Annotated in this window: 20 protein-coding genes; 7 read left to right on the top strand and 13 right to left on the bottom strand. The window is 38.9% G+C overall.

Annotated features, from left to right (window positions below; genetic code table 11):
• Positions 1–73 precede the first annotated feature (73 nt).
• The gene (locus tag FVB32_RS01530; protein ID WP_147740828.1) at positions 74–370 is read left to right on the top strand and encodes an isoamylase early set domain-containing protein; all 297 of its coding nucleotides are present in this window, start codon (positions 74–76) and stop codon (positions 368–370) included.
• Positions 371–393: 23 nt separating this feature from the next.
• Here the strand turns inward: FVB32_RS01530 and FVB32_RS01525 are convergent, their stop codons facing one another.
• From FVB32_RS01525 to FVB32_RS01505, 5 genes are read right to left on the bottom strand one after another with little or no spacing between them, the layout of a single operon-like run.
• Positions 394–675, bottom strand: a complete 282-nt coding sequence (locus FVB32_RS01525) for a DUF427 domain-containing protein (protein WP_147740827.1) — start codon at positions 673–675, stop codon at positions 394–396.
• Between the two features lie 3 nt (positions 676–678).
• On the bottom strand, positions 679–1,647 hold the full coding sequence (locus FVB32_RS01520) for an L-histidine N(alpha)-methyltransferase (RefSeq protein ID WP_147740826.1): 969 nt from the start codon (positions 1,645–1,647) through the stop codon (positions 679–681).
• A gap of 16 nt (positions 1,648–1,663) precedes the next feature.
• On the bottom strand, positions 1,664–2,824 hold the full coding sequence (egtB, locus tag FVB32_RS01515; RefSeq protein WP_147740825.1) for an ergothioneine biosynthesis protein EgtB: 1,161 nt from the start codon (positions 2,822–2,824) through the stop codon (positions 1,664–1,666).
• Between the two features lie 37 nt (positions 2,825–2,861).
• Positions 2,862–4,355, bottom strand: coding sequence for a sensor histidine kinase (locus tag FVB32_RS01510; protein WP_147740824.1), 1,494 nt, complete (start codon positions 4,353–4,355; stop codon positions 2,862–2,864).
• Between the two features lie 14 nt (positions 4,356–4,369).
• On the bottom strand, positions 4,370–5,083 hold the full coding sequence (locus FVB32_RS01505) for a response regulator transcription factor (RefSeq protein WP_147740823.1): 714 nt from the start codon (positions 5,081–5,083) through the stop codon (positions 4,370–4,372).
• 226 nt (positions 5,084–5,309) lie between these two features.
• Between FVB32_RS01505 and FVB32_RS01500 the strand changes: the two genes are divergently transcribed.
• Positions 5,310–7,394 carry a hypothetical protein gene (locus tag FVB32_RS01500; RefSeq protein WP_246139809.1) on the top strand — a complete coding sequence of 695 codons (2,085 nt, stop codon included), beginning with the start codon at positions 5,310–5,312 and terminating at the stop codon, positions 7,392–7,394.
• A 78-nt stretch (positions 7,395–7,472) separates the two neighbouring features.
• Here the strand turns inward: FVB32_RS01500 and FVB32_RS01495 are convergent, their stop codons facing one another.
• Positions 7,473–8,297 carry an energy transducer TonB gene (locus FVB32_RS01495; protein ID WP_147740822.1) on the bottom strand — a complete coding sequence of 275 codons (825 nt, stop codon included), beginning with the start codon at positions 8,295–8,297 and terminating at the stop codon, positions 7,473–7,475.
• 176 nt (positions 8,298–8,473) lie between these two features.
• On the opposite strand from FVB32_RS01495, the gene FVB32_RS01490 reads away from it, so the two are divergent.
• Entirely contained in the window at positions 8,474–8,665 is a 192-nt protein-coding gene (locus FVB32_RS01490) for a hypothetical protein (protein ID WP_147740821.1), read from the top strand.
• A 24-nt stretch (positions 8,666–8,689) separates the two neighbouring features.
• Here FVB32_RS01490 and FVB32_RS01485 read toward each other — a convergent pair whose 3' ends face one another.
• From FVB32_RS01485 to FVB32_RS01460, 6 genes are all read right to left on the bottom strand, one after another.
• Positions 8,690–9,079: a hypothetical protein gene (locus FVB32_RS01485; RefSeq protein WP_147740820.1), complete on the bottom strand. Its 390-nt coding sequence runs from the start codon at positions 9,077–9,079 to the stop codon at positions 8,690–8,692.
• 72 nt (positions 9,080–9,151) lie between these two features.
• Positions 9,152–9,976 (bottom strand): thymidylate synthase, encoded by an 825-nt coding sequence (locus tag FVB32_RS01480; protein ID WP_147740819.1) that lies wholly within the window; start codon positions 9,974–9,976, stop codon positions 9,152–9,154.
• Positions 9,977–10,177: 201 nt separating this feature from the next.
• Positions 10,178–11,641 carry a NupC/NupG family nucleoside CNT transporter gene (locus tag FVB32_RS01475; protein WP_147740818.1) on the bottom strand — a complete coding sequence of 488 codons (1,464 nt, stop codon included), beginning with the start codon at positions 11,639–11,641 and terminating at the stop codon, positions 10,178–10,180.
• Positions 11,642–11,652: 11 nt separating this feature from the next.
• The gene (locus FVB32_RS01470; RefSeq protein ID WP_147740817.1) at positions 11,653–12,285 is read right to left on the bottom strand and encodes a bifunctional nuclease family protein; all 633 of its coding nucleotides are present in this window, start codon (positions 12,283–12,285) and stop codon (positions 11,653–11,655) included.
• A gap of 90 nt (positions 12,286–12,375) precedes the next feature.
• On the bottom strand, positions 12,376–13,344 hold the full coding sequence (locus tag FVB32_RS01465; protein WP_147740816.1) for an electron transfer flavoprotein subunit alpha/FixB family protein: 969 nt from the start codon (positions 13,342–13,344) through the stop codon (positions 12,376–12,378).
• 20 nt (positions 13,345–13,364) lie between these two features.
• Positions 13,365–14,111 carry an electron transfer flavoprotein subunit beta/FixA family protein gene (locus FVB32_RS01460; protein ID WP_147740815.1) on the bottom strand — a complete coding sequence of 249 codons (747 nt, stop codon included), beginning with the start codon at positions 14,109–14,111 and terminating at the stop codon, positions 13,365–13,367.
• 174 nt (positions 14,112–14,285) lie between these two features.
• Here FVB32_RS01460 and FVB32_RS01455 point away from each other — a divergent pair, with 174 nt between their 5' ends.
• The 4 genes from FVB32_RS01455 (at position 14,286) to FVB32_RS01440 (ending at position 21,025) form a co-directional block, all read left to right on the top strand.
• Complete coding sequence (locus FVB32_RS01455) at positions 14,286–15,263, top strand: pyruvate dehydrogenase complex E1 component subunit beta (RefSeq protein WP_147740814.1); 978 nt, start codon at positions 14,286–14,288, stop codon at positions 15,261–15,263.
• A gap of 158 nt (positions 15,264–15,421) precedes the next feature.
• Positions 15,422–17,917, top strand: a complete 2,496-nt coding sequence (locus FVB32_RS01450) for a DUF5686 and carboxypeptidase-like regulatory domain-containing protein (protein ID WP_147740813.1) — start codon at positions 15,422–15,424, stop codon at positions 17,915–17,917.
• Positions 17,918–17,993: 76 nt separating this feature from the next.
• The gene (locus FVB32_RS01445) at positions 17,994–18,521 is read left to right on the top strand and encodes an inorganic diphosphatase (RefSeq protein ID WP_147740812.1); all 528 of its coding nucleotides are present in this window, start codon (positions 17,994–17,996) and stop codon (positions 18,519–18,521) included.
• Between the two features lie 116 nt (positions 18,522–18,637).
• Positions 18,638–21,025 carry a sodium-translocating pyrophosphatase gene (locus FVB32_RS01440; protein ID WP_147740811.1) on the top strand — a complete coding sequence of 796 codons (2,388 nt, stop codon included), beginning with the start codon at positions 18,638–18,640 and terminating at the stop codon, positions 21,023–21,025.
• A 57-nt stretch (positions 21,026–21,082) separates the two neighbouring features.
• On the opposite strand, the gene FVB32_RS01435 is transcribed toward FVB32_RS01440, so the two are convergent.
• Positions 21,083–21,787, bottom strand: a complete 705-nt coding sequence (locus FVB32_RS01435) for an energy transducer TonB (RefSeq protein ID WP_147740810.1) — start codon at positions 21,785–21,787, stop codon at positions 21,083–21,085.
• Positions 21,788–21,963: the final 176 nt, after the last annotated feature.

Here is a 21,963-nt window from a genome sequence, read left to right as displayed (position 1 = left end):
ACCTTAACTTATTGTAAGTAAGCCGTTTTATGTATTGCTTTGCTGTTGATTTTAAACACAAAATTAGAAGACCATGGCAATAAAAAAACAATACCTAAAAAGTAAGCCGGTTTGTAAAGTTACCTTTACAGTACCAGCAGAAGAAGCAAAGAAAGTAGCAGTTGTTGGTGATTTCAACAATTGGAACCCAAAAGGGAGTACTTTGAGAAAACTTAAAAACGGAACATTCAAAGGAACTTTTGAACTTCCCAAAGAGAACACCTACGAGTTTAGATATCTAATTGATGATACCTATAGCAATGATGTAGAAGCAGATCGTTTTCAATGGAACGATTATGCTGGAACAGAAAACGCTGTTCTAGACATCTAAAAAACCACAGTCACCATTGGAGATTAGTCTTCAATGGTGACTCCTTTCCAAAAAGCTACTCTACCCTTAATGCCTTTTGCAAGCTCGCTGGTCTCAGGATAAAACCAAGCTGCATCGGTATTTTCTTTTCCATCTACTTCTAAAGAGTAATAAGATGCAACCCCTTTCCACGGACAAGTAGTGTGGGTGTCGCTAAGTTTAAAATATTCTTTTTTAATACTGTCTTCTGGAAAATAGTGATTGTTTTCTACCATCACAGTATCGTTACTTTCAGCTATAACAGTGTTGTTCCAAATTGCTTTCATAAGTTATTTTTTAAATACATAGTTTTTATACTGCTGCGCTGCATCCGTAAACTCAGTTACAATTTTGAGTCCAGCTTGTTCCGCTAACCATTGCACAACAGCATCATCGTATTTTTGGGAAATTTCTGTATGAATGGTTTCCCATGCATTAAGACGTATTTTTAAGGCCAAACTTTCAATAGAGACGGTTTGCTTCTCTTTTGATACCAGATAACTCTTTGCCGTACCCGTTTCTGGGTCATAGACTTCCCAATGCAAGAACTTATCTAAAATAAAATTCCCACCCATTTCCTTGTTAATACGGGCCAGTATGTTTTTGTTGAAAGCTTCCGTTATTCCCGTTTTGTCATTATAGGCATCTAAAATGGTCTGTGGGTTCTTTTTTTGGTCAAATCCCATGAAAATTAAATCATCTGGGTTGATGGAATCTTTCATGTTTTTTAAAAACTCCACCGCCTGTGGATGCAATAAATTACCAATGTTGGATCCAAGGAAAAGAATAACTTTCCTTCTTCCATTACTATCCCCAATGGCCCGCAAGGTTTCAAAATAGGTGCCCTGCAAGGTGTTTATCTGTAATTCTGGAATTTCATGGTTTAAGGCATCTTCCAACTGATCTAGCGCATTTTGACTGATATCAATCGGTCTATAGTCAAAAGAAATGTTGTTTTGAATAAAGTGTCTTAGCAAGACCTTTGTTTTTTTGCCATCTCCAGCACCTAGTTCAAATAGACTAAAGGGTTCTCCATTTTTTCCAAAGAGTTTGGCAATGGTCTCTTTATGCTCTTCCAGAATATCAAATTCACAATCTGTAAGATAGTATTCTGGCATGGCCATAATATCTTGAAACAATTTATCTCCTATTTCATCATAAAAGTATTTGGAGGATAAGTGTTTGGGGTGTGTGGTCAAGCCTTCATAGACCTCTTGCTCAAAGACTGAGGTAAAGGTTGAGATTTCATTGTTTTGCATAGTGGTTATGTCGTAATTATTTGGCCAACCTTAAACCGGTGAATTGCCATCTTAATTGGGGGTGAAAAAAGTTTCTATAGGTATGTCTGGTGTGTTTTATTGGGGTTGCTACCGAACCTCCGCGCAATACTTTCTGGTTTACCATAAATTTTCCATTGTATTCGCCCAAGGCGCCATCTGGTTTTTGGTAATTGGGGTAGGGCAGGTAAGCACTCTCTGTCCATTCCCAGCGTTTTCCCCATGGAAAAAATGCTTGGGCCGCCTCCCATTCAAATTCCGTTGGCAATCGATGTCCAGACCATTGCGCATAAGCAAATGCTTCAAAATAGGAAACATGCGCTAAAGGGGCATCATTCGTAACTTTTTGAAGTCCCTGTGCAGTATAATGAAACCAATTTCCATCAATATTGTGCCAATACAAAGGAGCAGTTATTTCATTTTGATTTACCCAATCCCATCCTTCCGCATGCCAAATATCAAAACGTTGATATCCGCCATCCTCCATGAACGCCATGAACTCTCCATTGGTAATCAGTTTATTGGATATTTCAAAACCATGAAGAAACACTTTATGTCTTCCTTGTTCATTGTCGTAACAAAAATCTTCTGTATTATGCCCAATCTCATAAATACCTTCTTCAAGCGTGATCCAATCTTGTTGATGCGTTTCAATGGGATGGTCTTTAAACTCCCCAGAGTAGCTTGGCAACAGTGGATTGTTTCCAAGAATGTATTTGATGTCAGAAAGCAATAGCTCCTGATGCTGTTTTTCGTGATGAATCCCAATTTCCAGCAGCGAGTTGAGCTCTTTGTTGGATTTGGCTTCAAAAAGTGTTTTTATCCCCTCTGTTACATAAGCTCGGTATTCATATATTTTTTTTACCGAAGGGCGGGACAAATTTCCCCTGTCGGAACGAACAACCCTTTTGCCAACGGTTTCATAGTAACTATTAAAAACAAAGGAAAAATCTTCATCGAAAACAGTGTAGTCTTTAGCGTACGGTTTTAAAATAAACTCCTCAAAAAACCATGTGGTATGGCCTAAATGCCATTTAGGAGGGCTCACATCCACTACTGGCTGTACTACGTAGTCTTCAATTTCCAGAGGCTCACAGATGTCTTCTGAGTGTTTTCGGGTTTCTAGAAAGAAATCCAAAAGGGAATCGGTAAGGATCATAGACGCATTTTTCACCTTAAAGATAAAGAATAATGCTTTAGTTTACGGCATAAACAGGCAAGCTAAAGCTAAAGGAAGTGCCTTCTTCAGGCTTGCTGAACACCTTAATTCTACTATCATGGATTTCCATAATTTTTTTAACAATGGCAAGCCCCAAACCAGCACCTTCTTTTTGTTGACCAGCTTTTGTTTGGCGGTAACGTTCAAAAATTAGCGCCTGATTATCCTTTTTGATTCCTGGGCCTGAGTCTTTAATTGTAATTTCCACATGGTCCTCCTCGGCCTCTATTTTAACCGTGACATCACCACCTTCAGGAGTAAATTTTAAGGCATTGTCCATTAAGTTTTGAATGGCGCGTTCAACAAGGGAGATATCAGCAAAAACCAAAGGAATATTATCGGCCATGGATAATTTTAGATCAATGTTTTTTTGCTCTGCCATTAGCGAATAATTCCTGTGAATATCATTGGCCAATTCACTGATTAAAAAAGGTTCCTTTTCTGGCTGAATTTGATTGGCCTCCAGCTTGGAGTACTCAAAAAGCTGGGAGACCAATTTGGAAAGCCTTTCACTACTTCGGATTACTGTTTTTAGATATTCAGCCCGTTCTTCGGCTGATAGCTCAGCATCCTTCATGTGTAGTGTTTCAATATAGCCTTGTATAATGGATAGTGGTGTTCTTAGATCATGTGAAATGTTGGCAATAAGTTCCTGACGCAACTGCTCTACGGATTTTATTTTTTCAATGTCGGAAAGAATAGTATCTGCCATACTATTATAGGTGCTTGCCACGTTTGCCAAATCTGTTTTTTCCGCATTTTCTATTCGATATCGTAAATCCCCCTCTTGAAAACGCTTTGCAGCATAAATAATCTTTCTTAGGCTTCTGGTGAGATACCAAATGGCCAAAATTCCCAAAAGTGTAGCAAATACTAAGGTTAAGATGGAGCCGCCTAGTCCTAAGCGCATAAAATAACTATTGAACAAATCGCTACGGGTGGCTAAAAAATCTTCGCCTGCAAGAATAATATAGATATAACCTTCATGCCCATCTTTGTTAAAATGAGCTGCTGAAAAAATGGTCTGTTTGGATAAATCTTTGGGGTCATCTCCAAGAATATAATTGCCCCCATTGTCATTGATGAACTTTTTAATGGGTGCTAAATTTACTTTCTTTTGTTTCGTTTCAGGAGCATCATGATCTAACACAACGGAATACTCCACATTTCCGGTATTATCGAGCAGGTATACTTCAATGGCCCGGTTAACGGCCATCATATCATGCATAATATCCCCAAAAAGGGCCTTGTTTACGGTGCCTGTAGAATCAAAAGGTTGGGTGTCCCTGAACTTTTCTTCAATAAGATCTTGTGCGAGATTAGCATGCAAACGTTGTGTGGTTTCGTAAAAGTATTTGTTGGAAAGGTAAATGGAGGTAATAGTGTATCCGATGCCAGCCAACAATATAATAGCCAAAAAAGAAAGTGTAAGTTTTAAGATGAATCTAACAGAGAGAATACTATTTTTCATAAGTTTTGGTTTGGTTAGACTCCCATGAGTTCTTCATTAAATTTGTAGCCAACACCCCAGGTGGTTAATATAAACTTCGGGTTGCTCATATCAGGTTCTATTTTGGATCGCAGCCGATTGATATGAGAATTCACGGTATGCTCATATCCTTTAAAATCGTAACCCCAGATCATATTCAACAATTTTGTGCGATCATAGCTTTTACCCGGATTGGAGGATAACAGCACCAATAATTCAAATTCCTTTGGCGAAAGCTCTATTTTTTTGCCATCTAAAAGCACTTTTCGCATATCAATGTCAATGGAGAGGATATCAAACTCCATCAGCTTATGGTTTCGATCAGAGGAAGGCTCTTCAATATCCATTTTTTGCCTTCTAAAAATTGCTTTTACGCGCGCAATAAATTCACGAACACTAAACGGTTTGGTCAAATAATCATCTGCCCCAACTTCCAGTCCCAATACCTTATCTATCTCCTCAGAACGTGCGGTAAGCATCATTATGGGGGATTTTATTTCTTGTGCTCTTATTTTTTGGCAGATTTCAATCCCATCCATTTCCGGTAGCATTACATCCAAAATAATAAGGTCAGGATTTTCATTGATGGCCTTCCGTAGTCCAACATCTCCGCGGTTAGCGGTCAAGACTTGGCAACCCAAATCTTTAAGATGTATTTCCAAAAGGCGAATGATTTCAATATCATCCTCAACAATCAATACTTTTTTCATGATGCAACGAATTAAAATGTAAAGTATCACGGAAAGTTCACCGTTTGCTATAAAATTTTGATAGCATACCTTCTAAAAAGTCTGTTTTTCATTCAAATCTTTACAAAAAGCACTGTTTTTTATCTCAAAACATTGATAATCAATGAGTAATGAATTTTGACTTTTACGTGATATTTCTGCAACAACTTCCCTATTTATTTGTGACACAATTTAAAAACACACGAAAATGAAGAACTTAAAATCAGTATTGATGCTATTAAGCATCGGAATATTTTTGTTCTCCTGCGATGGAGATACAGATGAAGCACCAGCTGTGCTGGAACTGAACGCTGGGGAACTTTCCGGCGGACCATATACATTTACCGTAGATGGCACTCCAGATATGGTAAGTGAAATTAGCTTGAATGTGGACAACGTAGTTGGAAGCAATAGCGGGTACGTTATTACAGACGATGCAGGTAACATTTTAGGACTTCCACCTACCATTGATGCAGTTCAGGCTGTAAATTTTGATGCCGCTGGAGCGGGAGTATGCCTTATTTGGCATATTGTTTACGAAGATGGTCTGGAAGGATTGGATGTAGATTCAAATACGAGTGGATTATCTGGAGAGTACGCACTTTCCAACTCATTGACCGTCACTAGAAATGGTCTAAATGCTGGAACCCTTTCAGGAGGGCCTTACAACTTTGTTGTGGATGGTACACCCGATATGGTAAGCGCCATTGCCTTGGATGATGCGGAACTTAATGGAGATACACAGACCTATGTGATCACTGACGATTCCAAAAATATTTTAGGGACTCCCCCAACTTTGGATGCTGTAAAAGGTGTCGATTTTGATGGAGCAGGCGTTGGTTCCTGCTACATATTTCATTTGACCTATTCTGGCGAGTTGTCCGGATTGGAAGGTGGTCAGAACTTGAATGATCTATCAGGTAATTTTGCGCTTTCCAACTTTGTAACGGTCAACAGAAGTGGATTAAATGCGGGAACCCTTTCAGGAGGCCCATACAACTTTGTTGTAGATGGTACGCCAGATATGGTAAGTGCCATTGCTTTGGATGACGCAGAACTTACTGGTGCCGCACAGACCTATGTAATTACAGATGATTCAAAAAATATTTTAGGGATTCCCCCAACCTTGGATGCCGTAAAGGGTGTCAATTTTGATGGAGCAGGCGTAGGTTCTTGTTATATATTCCATTTGACCTATTCTGGCGAGTTGTCTGGATTAAAAGGTGGAGAGAACTTGAACGATTTATCGGGTAATTTTGCCCTTTCCAACTTTGTAACGGTCAACAGAAGTGGATTAAATGCAGGAACGCTTTCCGGGGGTCCATACAACTTTGTTGTGGACGGAACACCGGATATGGTGAGCGCGATTGCTTTGGATGACGCAGAACTTACTGGTGATGCACAGACCTATGTGATTACGGACGATTCCAAGAATATTTTAGGTATTCCCCCAACCTTGGATGCCGTGAAAGGGGTCGATTTTGATGGAGCTGGCGTTGGTTCATGCTATATCTTCCATCTGACCTATTCTGGCGAACTGTCCGGATTGGAAGGCGGACAGAATTTGAATGATCTGACAGGTAATTTTGCCCTTTCCAATTTTGTAACCGTCAACAGAAATGCCTTGAATGCAGGAAAGCTTTCTGGGGGGCCATACAACTTTGTTGTGGATGGTACGCCCGATATGGTAAGTGCCATTGCTTTGGATGACTCAGAACTTAACGGTGCGGCACAAACCTATGTAATTACAGACGATTCCAAAAACATTTTGGGAGTGCCCCCGACTTTGGATGCTGTAAAAGGAGTTGATTTTGATGGAGCTGGCGTTGGTTCATGCTATATCTTCCATCTGACCTATTCTGGCGAACTGTCCGGATTGGAAGGCGGACAGAACTTGAATGACCTGTCAGGTAATTTTGCCCTTTCGAACTTTGTAACAGTGAACAGAAATGCATTAAATGCAGGGTATATTGGTGGAGGTCCATTTGTATTTAAAGTAGATGGTACACCAGATATGGTAAGTGGAATCTATTTAGATGACTCCAATTTAAATGGATCAAAACAAGGCTGGGTGATTACAGACGAATACAATAATATTCTAGGCTTGCCGCCAACCATTGATGCCGTTGAAGGCGTAGATTTTGATGCTGCCAGAGTTGGCGTATGCTTTATCTGGCATATTACCTACGAGGAAGGCCTAACCGGATTAAAAGCTGGAATGAACGTTGCTGACCTGGATGGCTTTTACGACCTCTCCAATGCTATAAAAGTGAAAAGGGAACTTCCACATTGAGCAAGCATGAAAAAGAAAATTGGTAAATTAGTTTAATTGTTTGCAAAAGAGCACCCAAGTGAAAGCTTGGGTGTTTTTTTATAGTTTAAATGTAATGGGTATGGAAAAAGGAACATTTACAGCTTTACCATTCTGCCTTCCCGGCCCAATATCTGGCAATAATTTGACAATCCGCCTTGCTTCCTGTTCCAAAATAGGATGAGGTCCTCGAGTTCTTATATCCGTAATCTTCCCCTCCTTTGTAATCTTAAATATGATATACACCTTACCTGAAATACTTTGCTTTTGCGCTTCAAGGGGGTATTTAAAGTTGTTTTTGATGTGCTCCTGCATCTTAAATTGAAAACACATACGGCTTTCTTTGTCCATAAGACCCTCACATCCAGGAAATACAGGAATTTCTTGAATTACCCCACCTTCGTATTTTACTTCATTCGGAATATGTGTAAGAGTTATTTTATCATCATCAGTGGTAATCACAAATTCGTAGAAGAATGAGTGTTTCGTTTTGATGCGTTTTGGTTTTTTATTGATAACCTTAAATTTTGGTAAGTCCGTAAGGATTTTTGAAAAATCGGAATCCAATTTCTTTCTTAATTTTTTATACGATACAATAAAACTACTGGACTCTCTTTTTACTGAACCATCCATATTTACAAATAGGGATCCATTTACCGTAATAGTGTCTTTTTTTAAATTGGATATGAGCTTTGTGCTTTTTTTACTATTAAGTATTTGTAGTGTTTTTGTTTTGAAAAAATCATATAAACATGCATTCTTATCATCAGCATCCATACAATCATTTATGATTAATTGTTCCTGCGGAAAGTACGCTATTTGGGATTGGGCGCTGTTGTTTATAGAATAGATTAGACAGCAGATTAACAATGATGCTTTTTTCATATTTGGGATGGTAGGTTTATTTACTTGAAAATCAAATATACCAAAAGTCACAATTTGTTATGACCCTTAAACCAAAACCAGTTAATACTTTTGACCGATATATAGGGCTACGGGTTTGAACAAGATTTTACACCTTTGAATGATTATTACGGTGAATGATAAAAAGTGACCGCATATTGGATAAAACTCAACTTAGGAAACTAATAGAACTCATTGAGGAAGGCTATAACACTCCAGCCGAACTGGCCAATGTTCTAGATTTGGGAGTGGAAATGTTCTTTTATGTGGAAGAAGAAGCTTTTACCCAACGAGAAATTCAACAAGTTGTATCAGCCATTAGAGGAATTATTGTGGTTTTGAGGGGATAAGGTCCAAATGTTTTAATTCGAATCCTATCTGCCACGCATTTTTATCTCAATTTGTATTTGTTGCAATGCCGAGAATTGAGTTTCAAGACTTTCAATCATTGATTGAATGATACTCTTCGAAAGATTTAAATTATCCAATTTGTTATATAATTCGTCAGAAAGATTTTCCTTATAAGATTCTTTCATTTCGTTAAGATACGAACCAAAGGAAATGTTGGGAAATATGGGTTGGTCAGCTGAATTGGTTTTTGCAATATAATTTTCCAATTCAACTTGTAAATTTTCAGATAGTTTCTGAGTTGCTTTGAACTGTGCTTTTAAATGAAGTAATTCTTCTTTAGGTTTTTTATAGAAACTGTACCAAAATGTTAAAACGGCAATAATTAACCCTAAAATTCCAATTATTATTTCCATTTGATAATAGATTGGTAGTTATAGTTTTAGATGAAATGTTTTAGTTCATATATCCTAAATCAATTCTGCTTTTTACACCGCCACAACCCCTTTAATATGCGGGTGAGGATGATAATTCAGCAATTCAAAATCATCAAAAGTAAAGTCAAAAATGTTTTGTACACTAGGGTTTAGCCTCATGGTAGGTAATGGACGTGGGTCACGGCTTAATTGTAGCTCCACCTGTTCCATATGGTTGTTGTAAATGTGTGCATCACCAAAGGTGTGGATAAAATCTCCAGCCTCATACCCACAAACTTGGGCCATCATCATGGTAAACAGGGCATAGGAGGCAATATTAAAGGGCACGCCTAAAAAAATATCGGCACTACGTTGGTAGAGTTGGCATGAGAGTTTTCCATCAGCTACATAAAACTGAAAAAAAGCATGGCAGGGGGGTAAGGCCGCTTTGCCTTGGGCCACATTTTCAGAAAAAGACACTGAAGTGTCGGGCAATACGCTGGGGTTCCAGGCAGAGACCAGCATTCTTCGGCTATTGGGATTGTTTTTTAGGGTTTCTATCACTTCTTTGATCTGGTCAATCTCTTCGCTGTTCCAATTACGCCATTGGTGTCCGTACACCGGACCCAAATCCCCATTTTCATCAGCCCACTCATTCCAAATACGCACGCCATTTTCTTGCAGATAGCCAACGTTGGTATCGCCCTTTAAAAACCATAACAATTCATGCACAATGGATTTTAAATGTAATTTTTTGGTGGTCACCATGGGAAAACCTTCGGATAGATCAAACCGCATCTGATAACCAAAAACGCTCATGGTTCCTGTTCCCGTGCGGTCTCCTTTTTGGTTTCCGTATTCCAATACATGTTGTAATAAGTCGTGGTATTGCTTCATTCTTTCATCAAATTACCGTTTGTCATTTCGAACGGGTATAACGAAGAGAAATCTTAAAAGACATCTCGACGGCGCTCGATGTGACATAAAAATTAAATCCATCTAAATTACTTCAAGAATAAAGTTATAGAAAAAGAATTTTGATTGACTTATAAAGATTTTATCAACCTTTTATCCTCAACCCAGAAACTCTTCGCCCAATTAACCCAAGATCATCCCTGCTATGGTAGCAGACAATAGCGAAGCCAAGGAACCGCCTAAAACAGCTTTCATGCCAAATTCGGATAGGGTTTTACGTTGTCCAGGGGCTAAGGATCCAATGCCACCTATTTGAATGCCAATGGAAGCAAAGTTGGCAAATCCACAGAGCATATAAGTAGCCATAATTACGGATTTGTTGTACGTAAAATGAAGATTGTTGGCCATATTCTTTAACTCCGCCAATTGAATGTAGCCAATAAATTCACTGGCGGCTAATTTGATTCCTAATAGTTGACCCATAAGCATTATATCGTCACCAGAAACTCCTATTAACCACATAAGCGGTGCAAAGACAGTTCCTAGAACAGCTTCTAAAGAGAAACTATCATAGGGGGAATTTGCAGCAATCCAGGTGTTGAACGTGGTAATATCCCCAACCCAGCCTAAAATACCATTGATCATGGCAATAAAGGCGACAAAAACTAATAGCATGGCCCCAACATTCATAGCCAATTTAAGTCCTTCAGTGGTTCCGTTGGCGATGGCATCTAAAATATTGGCACCAATTTTTTCTGTTGATACTTTTACATCGGTGTTTACTTTTTCAGTTTGGGGATATAAAATTTTGGAAACTACAATGGCACCAGGGGCTGCCATTACGGAAGCTGCCAATAAATGTTTGGCGAATACCAAGCGCAAGGATGGATCATCTCCACCTAAAAATCCAATATATGCTGCCAAGACCGCTCCAGCAACGGTGGCCATTCCGCCAATCATTACCAAAAGGATTTCTGATTTGTTCATCTTCTCCAGATAGGCCTTGATCAACAAGGGTGCTTCTGTTTGACCTAAAAAAATGTTTCCTGCTATGGAAAGGCTTTCTGCTCCTGAAATTCCTAAAGATTTTGTGAGCAACCATGCTAAAGCTCTTACCACTTTTTGAATCACTCCCATATAAAAGAGCACCGAGGTCAATGCGGAAAAGAAAATAATAGTTGGCAATACCTGAAAGGCAAAAATGAACCCAAAAGTATCCATATCTACCACCAAACCTTCAAATAGAAACTTACTTCCGGCTCGAGTAAAATCTAGAATGCTAACGAAAACTTGACCAATTTTTTCAAAAATTAGCTTTACAAAAGGTACTTTCAATACGCCAATGGCTATCAATAGTTGAAGTGAGAGACCAATTCCCACTGTTCTCCAATTGATGGCTTTTCTGTTGGAACTGAAAAGGAAGGAAATCAATATCAACACGGCCATGCCCAATGCGCCTCTCCATAACGAGGTTAAGGTAAATCCTTGATTTGGAATTAATTCTGGTGCTTGTACTGGAGTAAGGTCATCTATTATGGTGGTGGCTACGGTGATGTTAAGCGAATCTGTGGGCAAGGTATTTTGTCCAAAAGAAAATGCACAAACAAAAAATAAAAGTGTTAGGAAACCTTTGGTTTTTACCCCCATGTAGTTGGTGTTTATTTACGCTTGGAGATTTCGTCCCTTAGTTTGGCAGCCTTTTCGTAGTCTTCGTTGGCAACTGCTTTATCCAATTCTTTATGGAGCTCTTCCAGGGTTAGTTCCCTGTATCCTTGTGAGGAAGCTCCGGATTCAATCTCTACGGTTTCTCCTTCTTGAAGAATTTCATCCACCACAATACTGTCGTCATCTTCATTTTCTTCATTTTCCTTTGATGAAAACTTAAGGAAGATACCAGCTTTGTCCAAAATGGTCTTGTAGGTGAAAATGGGCGCATCAAACCGTAACGCAAGGGCAATGGCGTCACTTGTGCGGGCATCTACAATTTCTTCAACCTTATCTCGCTCACATATAATGCTGGAATAAAAAACACCATCAACCAATTTATGGATGATTACCTGCTTTACCACAATAGCAAAACGATCTGCAAAATTCTTAAAAAGGTCATGCGTTAAGGGCCTGGGAGGCTTTATTTCCTTTTCGAGGGCTATAGCAATGGATTGCGCTTCAAACGCACCGATTACTATTGGAAGTTTTCTATCCCCTTCAACTTCATTTAAAATAAGGGCGTATGCACCATTCTGTGTCTGGCTGTAAGATATCCCCTTTATTTTTAATCGTACTAAGCTCATATTATCTTCCTAAAACCAAAAAAGGCCGTTCAAATAAGTGGCGATACCAGTTATCTGAACAGCCCCTTGCAATGGGCAAATTAACAAAAATTAAGCGTTCTGGGCTTTAAATTCCTTTAATTTTTCGATGAGTTCAGGTACTACCTCAAAGGCATCTCCAACTATCCCATAATCTGCGGCCTTAAAGAACGGAGCTTCCGGGTCATTATTGATGACTACTTTGGTTTTTGAGGCACTGACACCAGCTAAATGCTGAATGGCTCCAGAAATACCAATGGCAATATATAGATTGCTGGCTACTGGTTTACCTGTTTGCCCTACGTGTTCACCATGGGAACGCCACCCTAAATCTGATACGGGTTTGGAGCAAGCTGTTGCAGCTCCGAGTACTTCGGCCAATTCTTCAATCATACCCCAATTTTCCGGACCTTTAAGTCCTCTACCACCAGAAACCACTATATCAGCATCAGCAATGGTGGCTTTGCCAACCACTTTATCAACTTCCACAGAATTGGTGCTAAAATCTGAATCTCCAAGTGATGGACTAAAAGCTTCCACTGCTGCTGAGGTACTATTTTCATGGATTCCAAAAGAATTATTGGAAACTCCAATGATTTTGGTCTCGGCACTGATTTCAGTATGGGCAAATCCTTTATTACTAAAAGCAGTTCTTTTTACTACAAAAGGAGAAACGCTATCTGGTGCAGAAACTACGTTAGGTACATACCCAGCATTTAGTTTGGCCGTTAAGATTGGCGCTAAAAACTTGGTATCGGCACTTGAACTGATAATGACAACTTTTGCACCTTCTGCTTCAACAGCCTGGGTAATTACGCTGGCGTAAGCCTTTGCGTTAAAGGTATCTAATTGACTATTTGAGACCTTAAGAACTTTGGAAACGCCATAATTACCAAGTGATGCATCATCGTCTGCATTGATGGTGACTGCGGTAACGCTACCACCAAGTTCTTGTGCAACTTTATGGGCGTAAGATGCTACTTCCAAAGCATTCTTTTTAAATTTTCCTTTGTCGGATTCTGTATATACTACTACTGACATATTTTTCTAGATTCTAATTCTTAAATGACTTTGGCTTCGCTGTGCAATAAATTGACCAATTCTGCTACATTGGAGGCATCTACCAATTTTACAGGTCCTTTGGCAGCTGGTTTTTCAAATTTTTGATCCTGTGTAGGCTTTGGTGCATCTACAGGTTCAACCACATTCAAAGCCTTTTTTCGCGCCATCATGATACCACGCATATTAGGAATTCGTAGGTCACTTTCTTGTACCAATCCTTTTTGTCCGCCAATTACCAATGGAAGGGAAGTGCTTATTTTTTCTTTTCCACCATCAATTTCGCGCATGGCTGTTGCACTTGTTCCATCAACTTCAAGACCAATGCAGGTATTCACAAAATTCATATCTAAAAGTGTAGCCAAGATTCCTGGTACCATACCACCATTGTAATCAATGGACTCCCTCCCAGCTATAACGAGGTCATATCCACCATTTTTAACTACTTCGGCCAATTGTCTGGCAACAAAGAAACCATCAGTGGGTTCTGCGTTTATGCGTATGGCTTCATCCGCACCAATAGCCAATGCTTTACGTATGGTGGGTTCTGTTTGAGCGCCTCCCACGGTAGCTACGTGCACTGCAGCTCCTTGTTTTTCTTTAAACCACATGGCACGAGTTAATCCAAACTCGTCATTGGGATTAATCACAAATTGAACACCGTTTGTATCAAACTTGGTATCTCCTTCCGTAAAATTGATTTTGGAAGTGGTATCTGGTACATTGCTTATGCAAACTAAAATCTTCATATACTTTTTAGGTTTAACGCCTCAAAGATAGCTATAAAATTCAGATTTTTATTATGCATGCATAATAAATTTTGTTCTTTTTTTTGGTTTTCATCCGTGGGGTATTCTTGTATATTTTGCTATTTTTGCTTGCATTTTTTAATGCACGTTAACTAAACTTTTTAGTACTACTTAATGAAAACACTACAGTTCAGAGAAGCTATCAAGGAGGCCATGTCCGAGGAGATGCGAAAAGATGATACCATATACTTGATGGGCGAGGAGGTTGCCGAGTATAACGGAGCGTATAAAGCTTCAAAAGGTATGTTGGATGAATTTGGACCTGAGCGAGTCATAGACACTCCTATTTCTGAATTAGGCTTTTCAGGTATTGGCGTGGGTTCTGCCATGATTGGTAACCGACCTATTATTGAATTTATGACCTTTAACTTTTCCCTTGTTGGAATTGACCAAATTATAAATAATGCTGCAAAAATTAGGCAGATGTCAGCTGGACAGTTTCCTTGCCCTATAGTTTTTAGAGGGCCTACGGGCTCTGCAGGACAATTGGCTGCAACACACTCGCAAGCCTTTGAAAGCTGGTATGCCAATTGCCCAGGCTTAAAAGTAGTTGTGCCTTCCAACCCTGCTGATGCAAAAGGATTATTGAAATCTGCCATTCGTGATGATGATCCAGTAATTTTTATGGAGTCTGAACAGATGTACGGCGATAAGGGAGAAGTGCCAGAAGGGGAGTTTACCATTCCTTTAGGTGTGGCTGATATTAAGAGAGAAGGAACAGATGTTACTATTGTTTCCTTCGGAAAAATCATAAAGGAGGCTTACAAAGCTGCTGATGAATTGGAAAAAGAAGGAATCAGTTGTGAAATTATCGATTTAAGAACTGTTCGTCCGTTGGATTATGATGCGGTTTTGAATTCTGTAAAGAAAACCAATAGGTTGGTCATTTTAGAAGAAGCTTGGCCTTTTGGTAACGTGGCTACAGAAATTACGTATCAAGTTCAAGATAAGGCATTCGACTATCTGGATGCCCCTATTATAAAGATCAATACAGCGGATACACCTGCGCCATATTCACCAGTGCTTTTGGCCGAATGGTTACCAAATCATCAAGATGTGATCAAAGCTGTTAAGAAAGTGTTATATAAATAACTTACTCATATTTGTAGGGTATATTAGCCTCTTCAACTAAAGTTGACGAGGCTTTTTTTAAGGAATAGTTTTTGATAAGAAATTACTTTAAAACCAAATTGACCATGCATTTTTAGAATCCCTAGGAGGGAGTTTACCTGTGCAACACATATCAAAACATGAAAAGATTCCTTTTTATTTTTCTCTTCACATCTTGTTTTTTTGCGTTTTCCCAAACTAAAGTTGGTGGTATTATAGTGGATGAAACTGGTTCTCCCATCGCTTTTGCCAATATCATTTTTAAAAACTCTTCCGAGGGAACCATTACCAATGATAATGGACGTTTTTATATAGAATCGGACCAGACATATAATACCATACAGATTTCATTTATAGGATTTGAAACAAAGGAGATTGAGCTGGAACAGAGAGTGAACTATAATATGGAGATTACTTTGCAAGAATCTGCGGAACAGCTCAAAGAAGTAATCGTATATACCGGTAAACAATCCAAAAAAAATAACCCTGCTATTGAAATATTAAAAAAAATATGGGCAAAGAAGCGGGAAAATGGTGTTCGAAAATTCAAACAATACCAATATGATAAGTATGAAAAGGTAGAATTTGACTTGAATACTATTGATAGTGCTCTGATCAAGAGTAAACTCTTTAAAGGATTGGAATTCATGTTTGCGGATTTGGATACTTCGAGAATTACGGGGAAAACCTATTTGCCTATGTTTTTAAATGAAAGCTTTTCCAAAATCTATGGAGATAACATTTTAGAAGAGGAGAAGGAAGATGTACTAGGGAACAAAAATTCGGGATTTAGCGGAAACCAGGCTATTACAGCTTTTGTGGAAGATTTATATTCAGACTATGATATCTATAATAATTACCTGAAGTTTTTTGATAAAAGTTTTACCAGCCCACTTTCCAAGACTGGGGTGGATACGTATAACTATGTGCTATCGGATAGTACATTTATTGACAATAAATGGTGTTACAATATTATTTACTACCCCAGAAGAAAAAATGAACTCACATTTAAAGGAGATTTTTGGGTAGCTGATACTACCTATGCCATTAAAAAAATCAATCTTCAGGTTACTAAAAGTGCCAACATCAACTGGGTGAAGGAAATTTATATAGAACAAGAATTTGATGTGGTGAACGATTCGGTCTTTTTACTGAAAAGAGATTATATGTTGAGTGATTTTAGTTTTTCAAAAAAGGAAAAATCGCGAGGCGTATATGGCAAACGTACCACAGTTTTTGATAATTATAAGTTCGATACCGCCCGTCCCGAAGAATTCTACAAGGCAGAATCGGACCCTTATGACCCCAGAGTGTTTTCACGAGATAGTATATTCTGGAAAAATGCTCGTCTAGAAACCCTTAATGACGATGAGTCAGGAATATTTAAATTACTGGATACGCTTAAAACCGTTCCAAAGTTTAGGACTTACTATGACATTGTCAGTATTCTTGGTTCTGGTTATATAGAGATTGATAAATGGAATATTGATGTAGGTAATATCTATAGCGTTCTTGGATTTAACGATGCCGAAGGTACGCGTGTTCGGCTTGGGGCAAGAACTTATTTTGGACAGAATGATACCTGGCGATTAGAAGGGTACATGGCCTACGGATTTACGGATAAAAAAGCAAAACACGGTTTTTCTGCTAAGTTTTTATTGGATAGAAAGTCAAGATTGATTCTCTCCGGGGGGAATCGGAGGGATATTGAACAGTTGGGACTAAGTCTTACAAGTACCAATGATGTATTGGGAAGGAGTATCGCCTCTTCATCTTTGGTGACGGTAGGTGCCAATGATCGGTTGACCAATATTAATTTGTCTACACTGAACTTTGAAGTGGAACCCGCAAAGAATTTTAGAGTTCGTCTAGGCGGATCTTTCAGAACGTTAAGCTCTGCTTTACCGGATGCATTTAACCTTGATTATATAGATCCAGATTCTCCAACAGGCATTTCATCGGAAGTAAAACAATTTGACCTGAATACAACCTTAATATATACTCCCGGAAAGAGAACCATAGGATATGGTGTGGAACGGGCGAATATAAACGATGACCATAGCACATTACTTCTTAACTACACCAAAGGTGTCCGCGGATTTTTGGAAAGTGACTTTGACTACGAGAAAGTTCAGTTTTCGTACCGACAACCTTGGCAAATAGGTGGCTTTGGAAGATTAACAAGCAGCATAGAATTGGGCAAGACATTTGGTGAGGTTCCTCTAAGTTTATTAAGCGTAGTACCCGGAAATCAAACGCTTTTTACCCTCTACAATACCTTTCCGAATCTGGATTTTTACGAATTTGTTACCGATACCTATGCCACAGTGCACTTAGAGCACAATTTTAATGGACGCTTATTTTCAAGAATTCCGGTGTTGAGAAAATTAAACCTTAGAGAGATTGTGGGAGTGAGGGGAGCATGGGGGCAGCTTTCGGACGAGAATATGGCGTTGAGCTCTCCGTCCAACATTCCATTGATAGCACCTAACGATCAAATTTATTGGGAGTACTCTTTTGGTATAGGAAACATCTTTAAAATTCTTAGAATCGATTTCAATTTTAGAGGAAACTATTTAGATAACCCAGATGCCCGGCGATTTGGTATTACTGGAACTTTCGGATTTAATTTTTAATTCATAATAAGAACACAATTTCCTTACCTTATTCGCTTATTAGTAGCTATTTTTGCAAAAAAATAAACGCCTCAAAATGTCTAAGAAAGAAGAAGTCACTTTTGATGTCCTTATAGAAATCCCAAAAGGTAGCAGAAATAAGTACGAATACGATTTTACATTGCATAAAATCCGGTTTGACCGTACTCTTTTCTCTTCAATGATGTATCCTGGAGACTATGGATTTGTCCCAGAAACCTTGGCTTTGGATAAGGATCCTTTAGATGTTTTGGTATTGGGCACGGAACCTACCTATCCCATGGTGGTCATGGAAGTAAAGCCTATTGGAGTGTTCCATATGACCGATGAAAAAGGACCTGATGAAAAAATTATCTGTGTTCCTATTTCAGACCCTATTTGGAGCAAAAGAGATGATATCAGCGATTTAAATCCACATCGATTAAAAGAAATCGAACATTTTTTCCAGGTATATAAAGACTTAGAAGAAAAGAAGGTAGATACAGGTGGTTGGGGAGATGTAACTGAAGCTATAGACATCTACCATCAGTGTGTAAAACGCTATGAAGAAAGCGAGCATAAAAAGAAGCGAACCTTTACTATTTAAGGCAGTATCGACATAAGATTTATGCACTTTTGACCTTCAAAAGTGCATTTTTTTTATTAGTCTGTATTTTACTACTTTTGCTGCCACTAAAAAACTCATAAAATAACTATAACACTATGGAATTAATCTTAAAATTTCTGCCCGTATTTGGTATTGTGGCGCTAATCTTTGTATTCATTAAGAATATGTGGGTAGGAAAGCAGGATGTGGGAGATGCTAAAATGGCAAGGATTGCCAAAAATATTGCAGATGGAGCAATGTCCTTCCTTAAAGCAGAATATAAAATACTGAGCATCTTCGTGATTGCTGTTGCTATCCTTTTATTCCTTAAAGGAAGTAACGAAGAGGGATCTAACGGAATGGTAGCATTATCATTCATTGTCGGAGCTATTTGCTCGGCTTTGGCAGGTTTTATTGGGATGAGAGTTGCTACAAAAGCAAATGTTAGAACGACTCAGGCTGCCAAAAATTCTTTAGGAAAAGCATTAGAAGTTGCTTTTGCTGGTGGTGCGGTAATGGGATTAGGTGTAGTAGGTCTTGGTGTTTTAGGGCTTAGTGGTTTGTTCATAATATACCAATCTATTTGGCCAGGCGCAGAAAATTTAGGCTTGGTATTAAATGTGCTTTCAGGATTTTCTCTGGGAGCTTCATCTATAGCACTTTTTGCACGTGTAGGAGGAGGTATTTATACCAAAGCAGCGGATGTTGGTGCAGATTTGGTTGGTAAGGTAGAAGCAGGTATTCCAGAAGATCACCCCTTAAACCCAGCTACTATTGCAGATAATGTTGGTGATAACGTTGGTGATGTTGCTGGTATGGGAGCTGATTTATTTGAATCTTATGTCGGTTCTATTATTGGTACCATGGTGTTAGGGGCATTCATTATTACACCTGATTTTGCAGGTTTAGGTGCAGTGTACCTTCCTTTGGTATTGGCTGCGGTAGGTATTTTAATGTCTATTATAGGAACGTTCTTTGTTAGAGTTAAAGATGGTGGAAATCCTCAAACTGCATTAAATATTGGTGAATTTGGTTCTGCAGGCTTAATGGTTGTTGCTTCTTACTTCATTATTCATGGTTTAATCCCTGAAAGCGTTGAAGGTTTGCCATTCGGAGCAATGGGAATCTTCTGGGCCACCTTAGCCGGTCTTGTTGCTGGTTTAGGCGTGGGAAAAATTACAGAGTACTACACGGGTACAGGTACAAAACCAGTAAAATCTATCGTTTCACAATCTGAAACAGGTGCGGCAACAAACATTATTGCAGGTTTGGGCGTTGGTATGATGTCCACTATGATTCCTATTTTATTGATTGCTGCAGCGATTTTGGTATCACACCATTTCGCAGGTCTATATGGTATTGCAATCGCTGCAGTAGGTATGTTGGCGAATACGGGTATTCAATTAGCTGTTGATGCCTACGGACCAATTTCTGATAATGCCGGGGGTATTGCAGAAATGGCTGAGTTAGATCCAGAGGTACGTGAGCGTACGGATAAATTAGATGCTGTTGGTAATACAACCGCCGCTATTGGCAAAGGTTTTGCAATTGCTTCAGCTGCATTAACGGCTTTGGCTTTGTTCTCTGCTTTCATGAAAGTAGCAAACGTAACTTCTATTGATGTATCCCAGCCTAAAATTATGGCGGGTCTTTTAATAGGTGGAATGCTTCCTTTTGTATTCTCTGCCTTGTCTATGAATGCTGTAGGTCGTGCTGCAATGGCGATGATTGAAGAAGTTCGTCGCCAGTTTAGAGATATTCCACAATTGAAAGCTGCATTGGAAGTAATGAGAGCTGTTGATTCAGATATGTCAAAAGCGACTCCAGAGCAACGTGCAATTTTTGATGAAGCTGATGGACTTGCAGAGTACGATAAGTGTGTAGATATTTCTACCAAGGCTTCTATTAAAGAAATGGTATTGCCAGGTCTATTGGCGATTGCTGTTCCGGTTGCTGTTGGTTTTATTGGTGGTGCTGAAATGTTGGGTGGTCTGCTTGCAGGTGTAACCACTTGTGGGGTTTTAATGGCCATTTTCCAATCAAACGCAGGTGGTGCTTGGGATAACGCTAAGAAAATGATTGAATCTGACGGACGTAAAGGTTCTGATGCACATAAAGCTGCCGTTGTTGGTGATACGGTTGGTGATCCATTTAAAGACACCTCTGGACCTTCATTGAACATCTTGTTAAAGTTGATGTCCGTTGTGGCTTTGGTTATTGCACCAAGTTTGGTGAGCCTTGCTCCAGCTGATGAGGTTAGTATGCTAAAAGAAGACGGCACTACAATCTCTATCACTACTGAAGGAATGAAAGAGAGCGTACCTGTTGAAAAACAAGTCCGTGTTGAAATGAGCAACACTGCTGAAGGCTTATACAAAGCGGTTGTTACATCAACGTATGAAGTAGCCGGAGAAGCAAAAGAAGAAATAAAAGAATTTACCGGAGCTACCAAAGAAGAAGTACAAAAATTGGTAGATGCTTATAAAGCAGCATCCAAAGAGTAGCTTTCAAATATCTTTTTAAATAATAAAAAACCACGCTTTAAGCGTGGTTTTTTGTTTCTATTGAAGTCTAAAAGTTATCGGAATTGAAAAAGGTACTTTAACAGGATTTCCTCTTTGTTTTCCCGGGGTCATTTTTGGTAATTTCGAGATAATTCTAGCAGCCTCTGTTTCTAGAACTTCATGAGGTCCACGCATTCTAACTTCATCAATGCCCCCGTCTTTTTGAATGACAAAAACCACATGTACCCTACCTTGCTGTCCCATTTCTTGGGCAATCTCAGGATAGCGGAAATTCTTTCGTATATGCTTTTGCATCATCTCTTGAAAACAAGCTCGTTTATCATCTGAACCTTCACAACCTGGGAAAACTGGTACATCTTCAATGACAGTAAAAGGAATTACGTCATCGACAGGATCTTTTGTAAAATCAATATCATCAATTGTTGCAATCTCAGTGTCTTGATTGGGTTCAATAGCCTCAATTACCGTTTCTATAATGTCCTTTTCATTATCTACAATTTCAATAACTGGTGGTGTTTGAATTTTTGGAGGTGGAGGTGGAGGTAAGTTGATGATTACCGGTGGGAGTACGTCATCGATATCATCAGGCATGTCTAAATTTTGTGCAAATTCTGGGGTTTCATAAAAGGTTTTCCATTCCAAAGCAACATAAGCAAGCAATAGTACTGTTGTCATTCCAATGGAGAAATAGAGCAAGCTGTTCTTTTTCAGTTCCAGTTTTGGATTTTTCTTTAATTCCATATTTTCAAAATTTATGAAGCAGAGAGCTTCGAGTTAGAAATAATGGGTGTTAACCCTAATCTAAAACTAAGTTGAAAACAAAAGGAATAAAACTAAGAATGAGGGAACTAACCTTTTGGATGAGGGAAAAATCAAATTACCATCTTATTCTATGGGAAATTAATGGAATTTTAATT

Origin of the sequence: Flagellimonas hymeniacidonis (genome assembly GCF_008040165.1) — a bacterium.
In the GTDB taxonomy this organism is placed as follows: domain Bacteria; phylum Bacteroidota; class Bacteroidia; order Flavobacteriales; family Flavobacteriaceae; genus Flagellimonas; species Flagellimonas hymeniacidonis.
The sequence above is the reverse complement of the archived record's forward strand: the minus strand, read 5'-3'. Positions and strand labels throughout refer to the sequence as shown.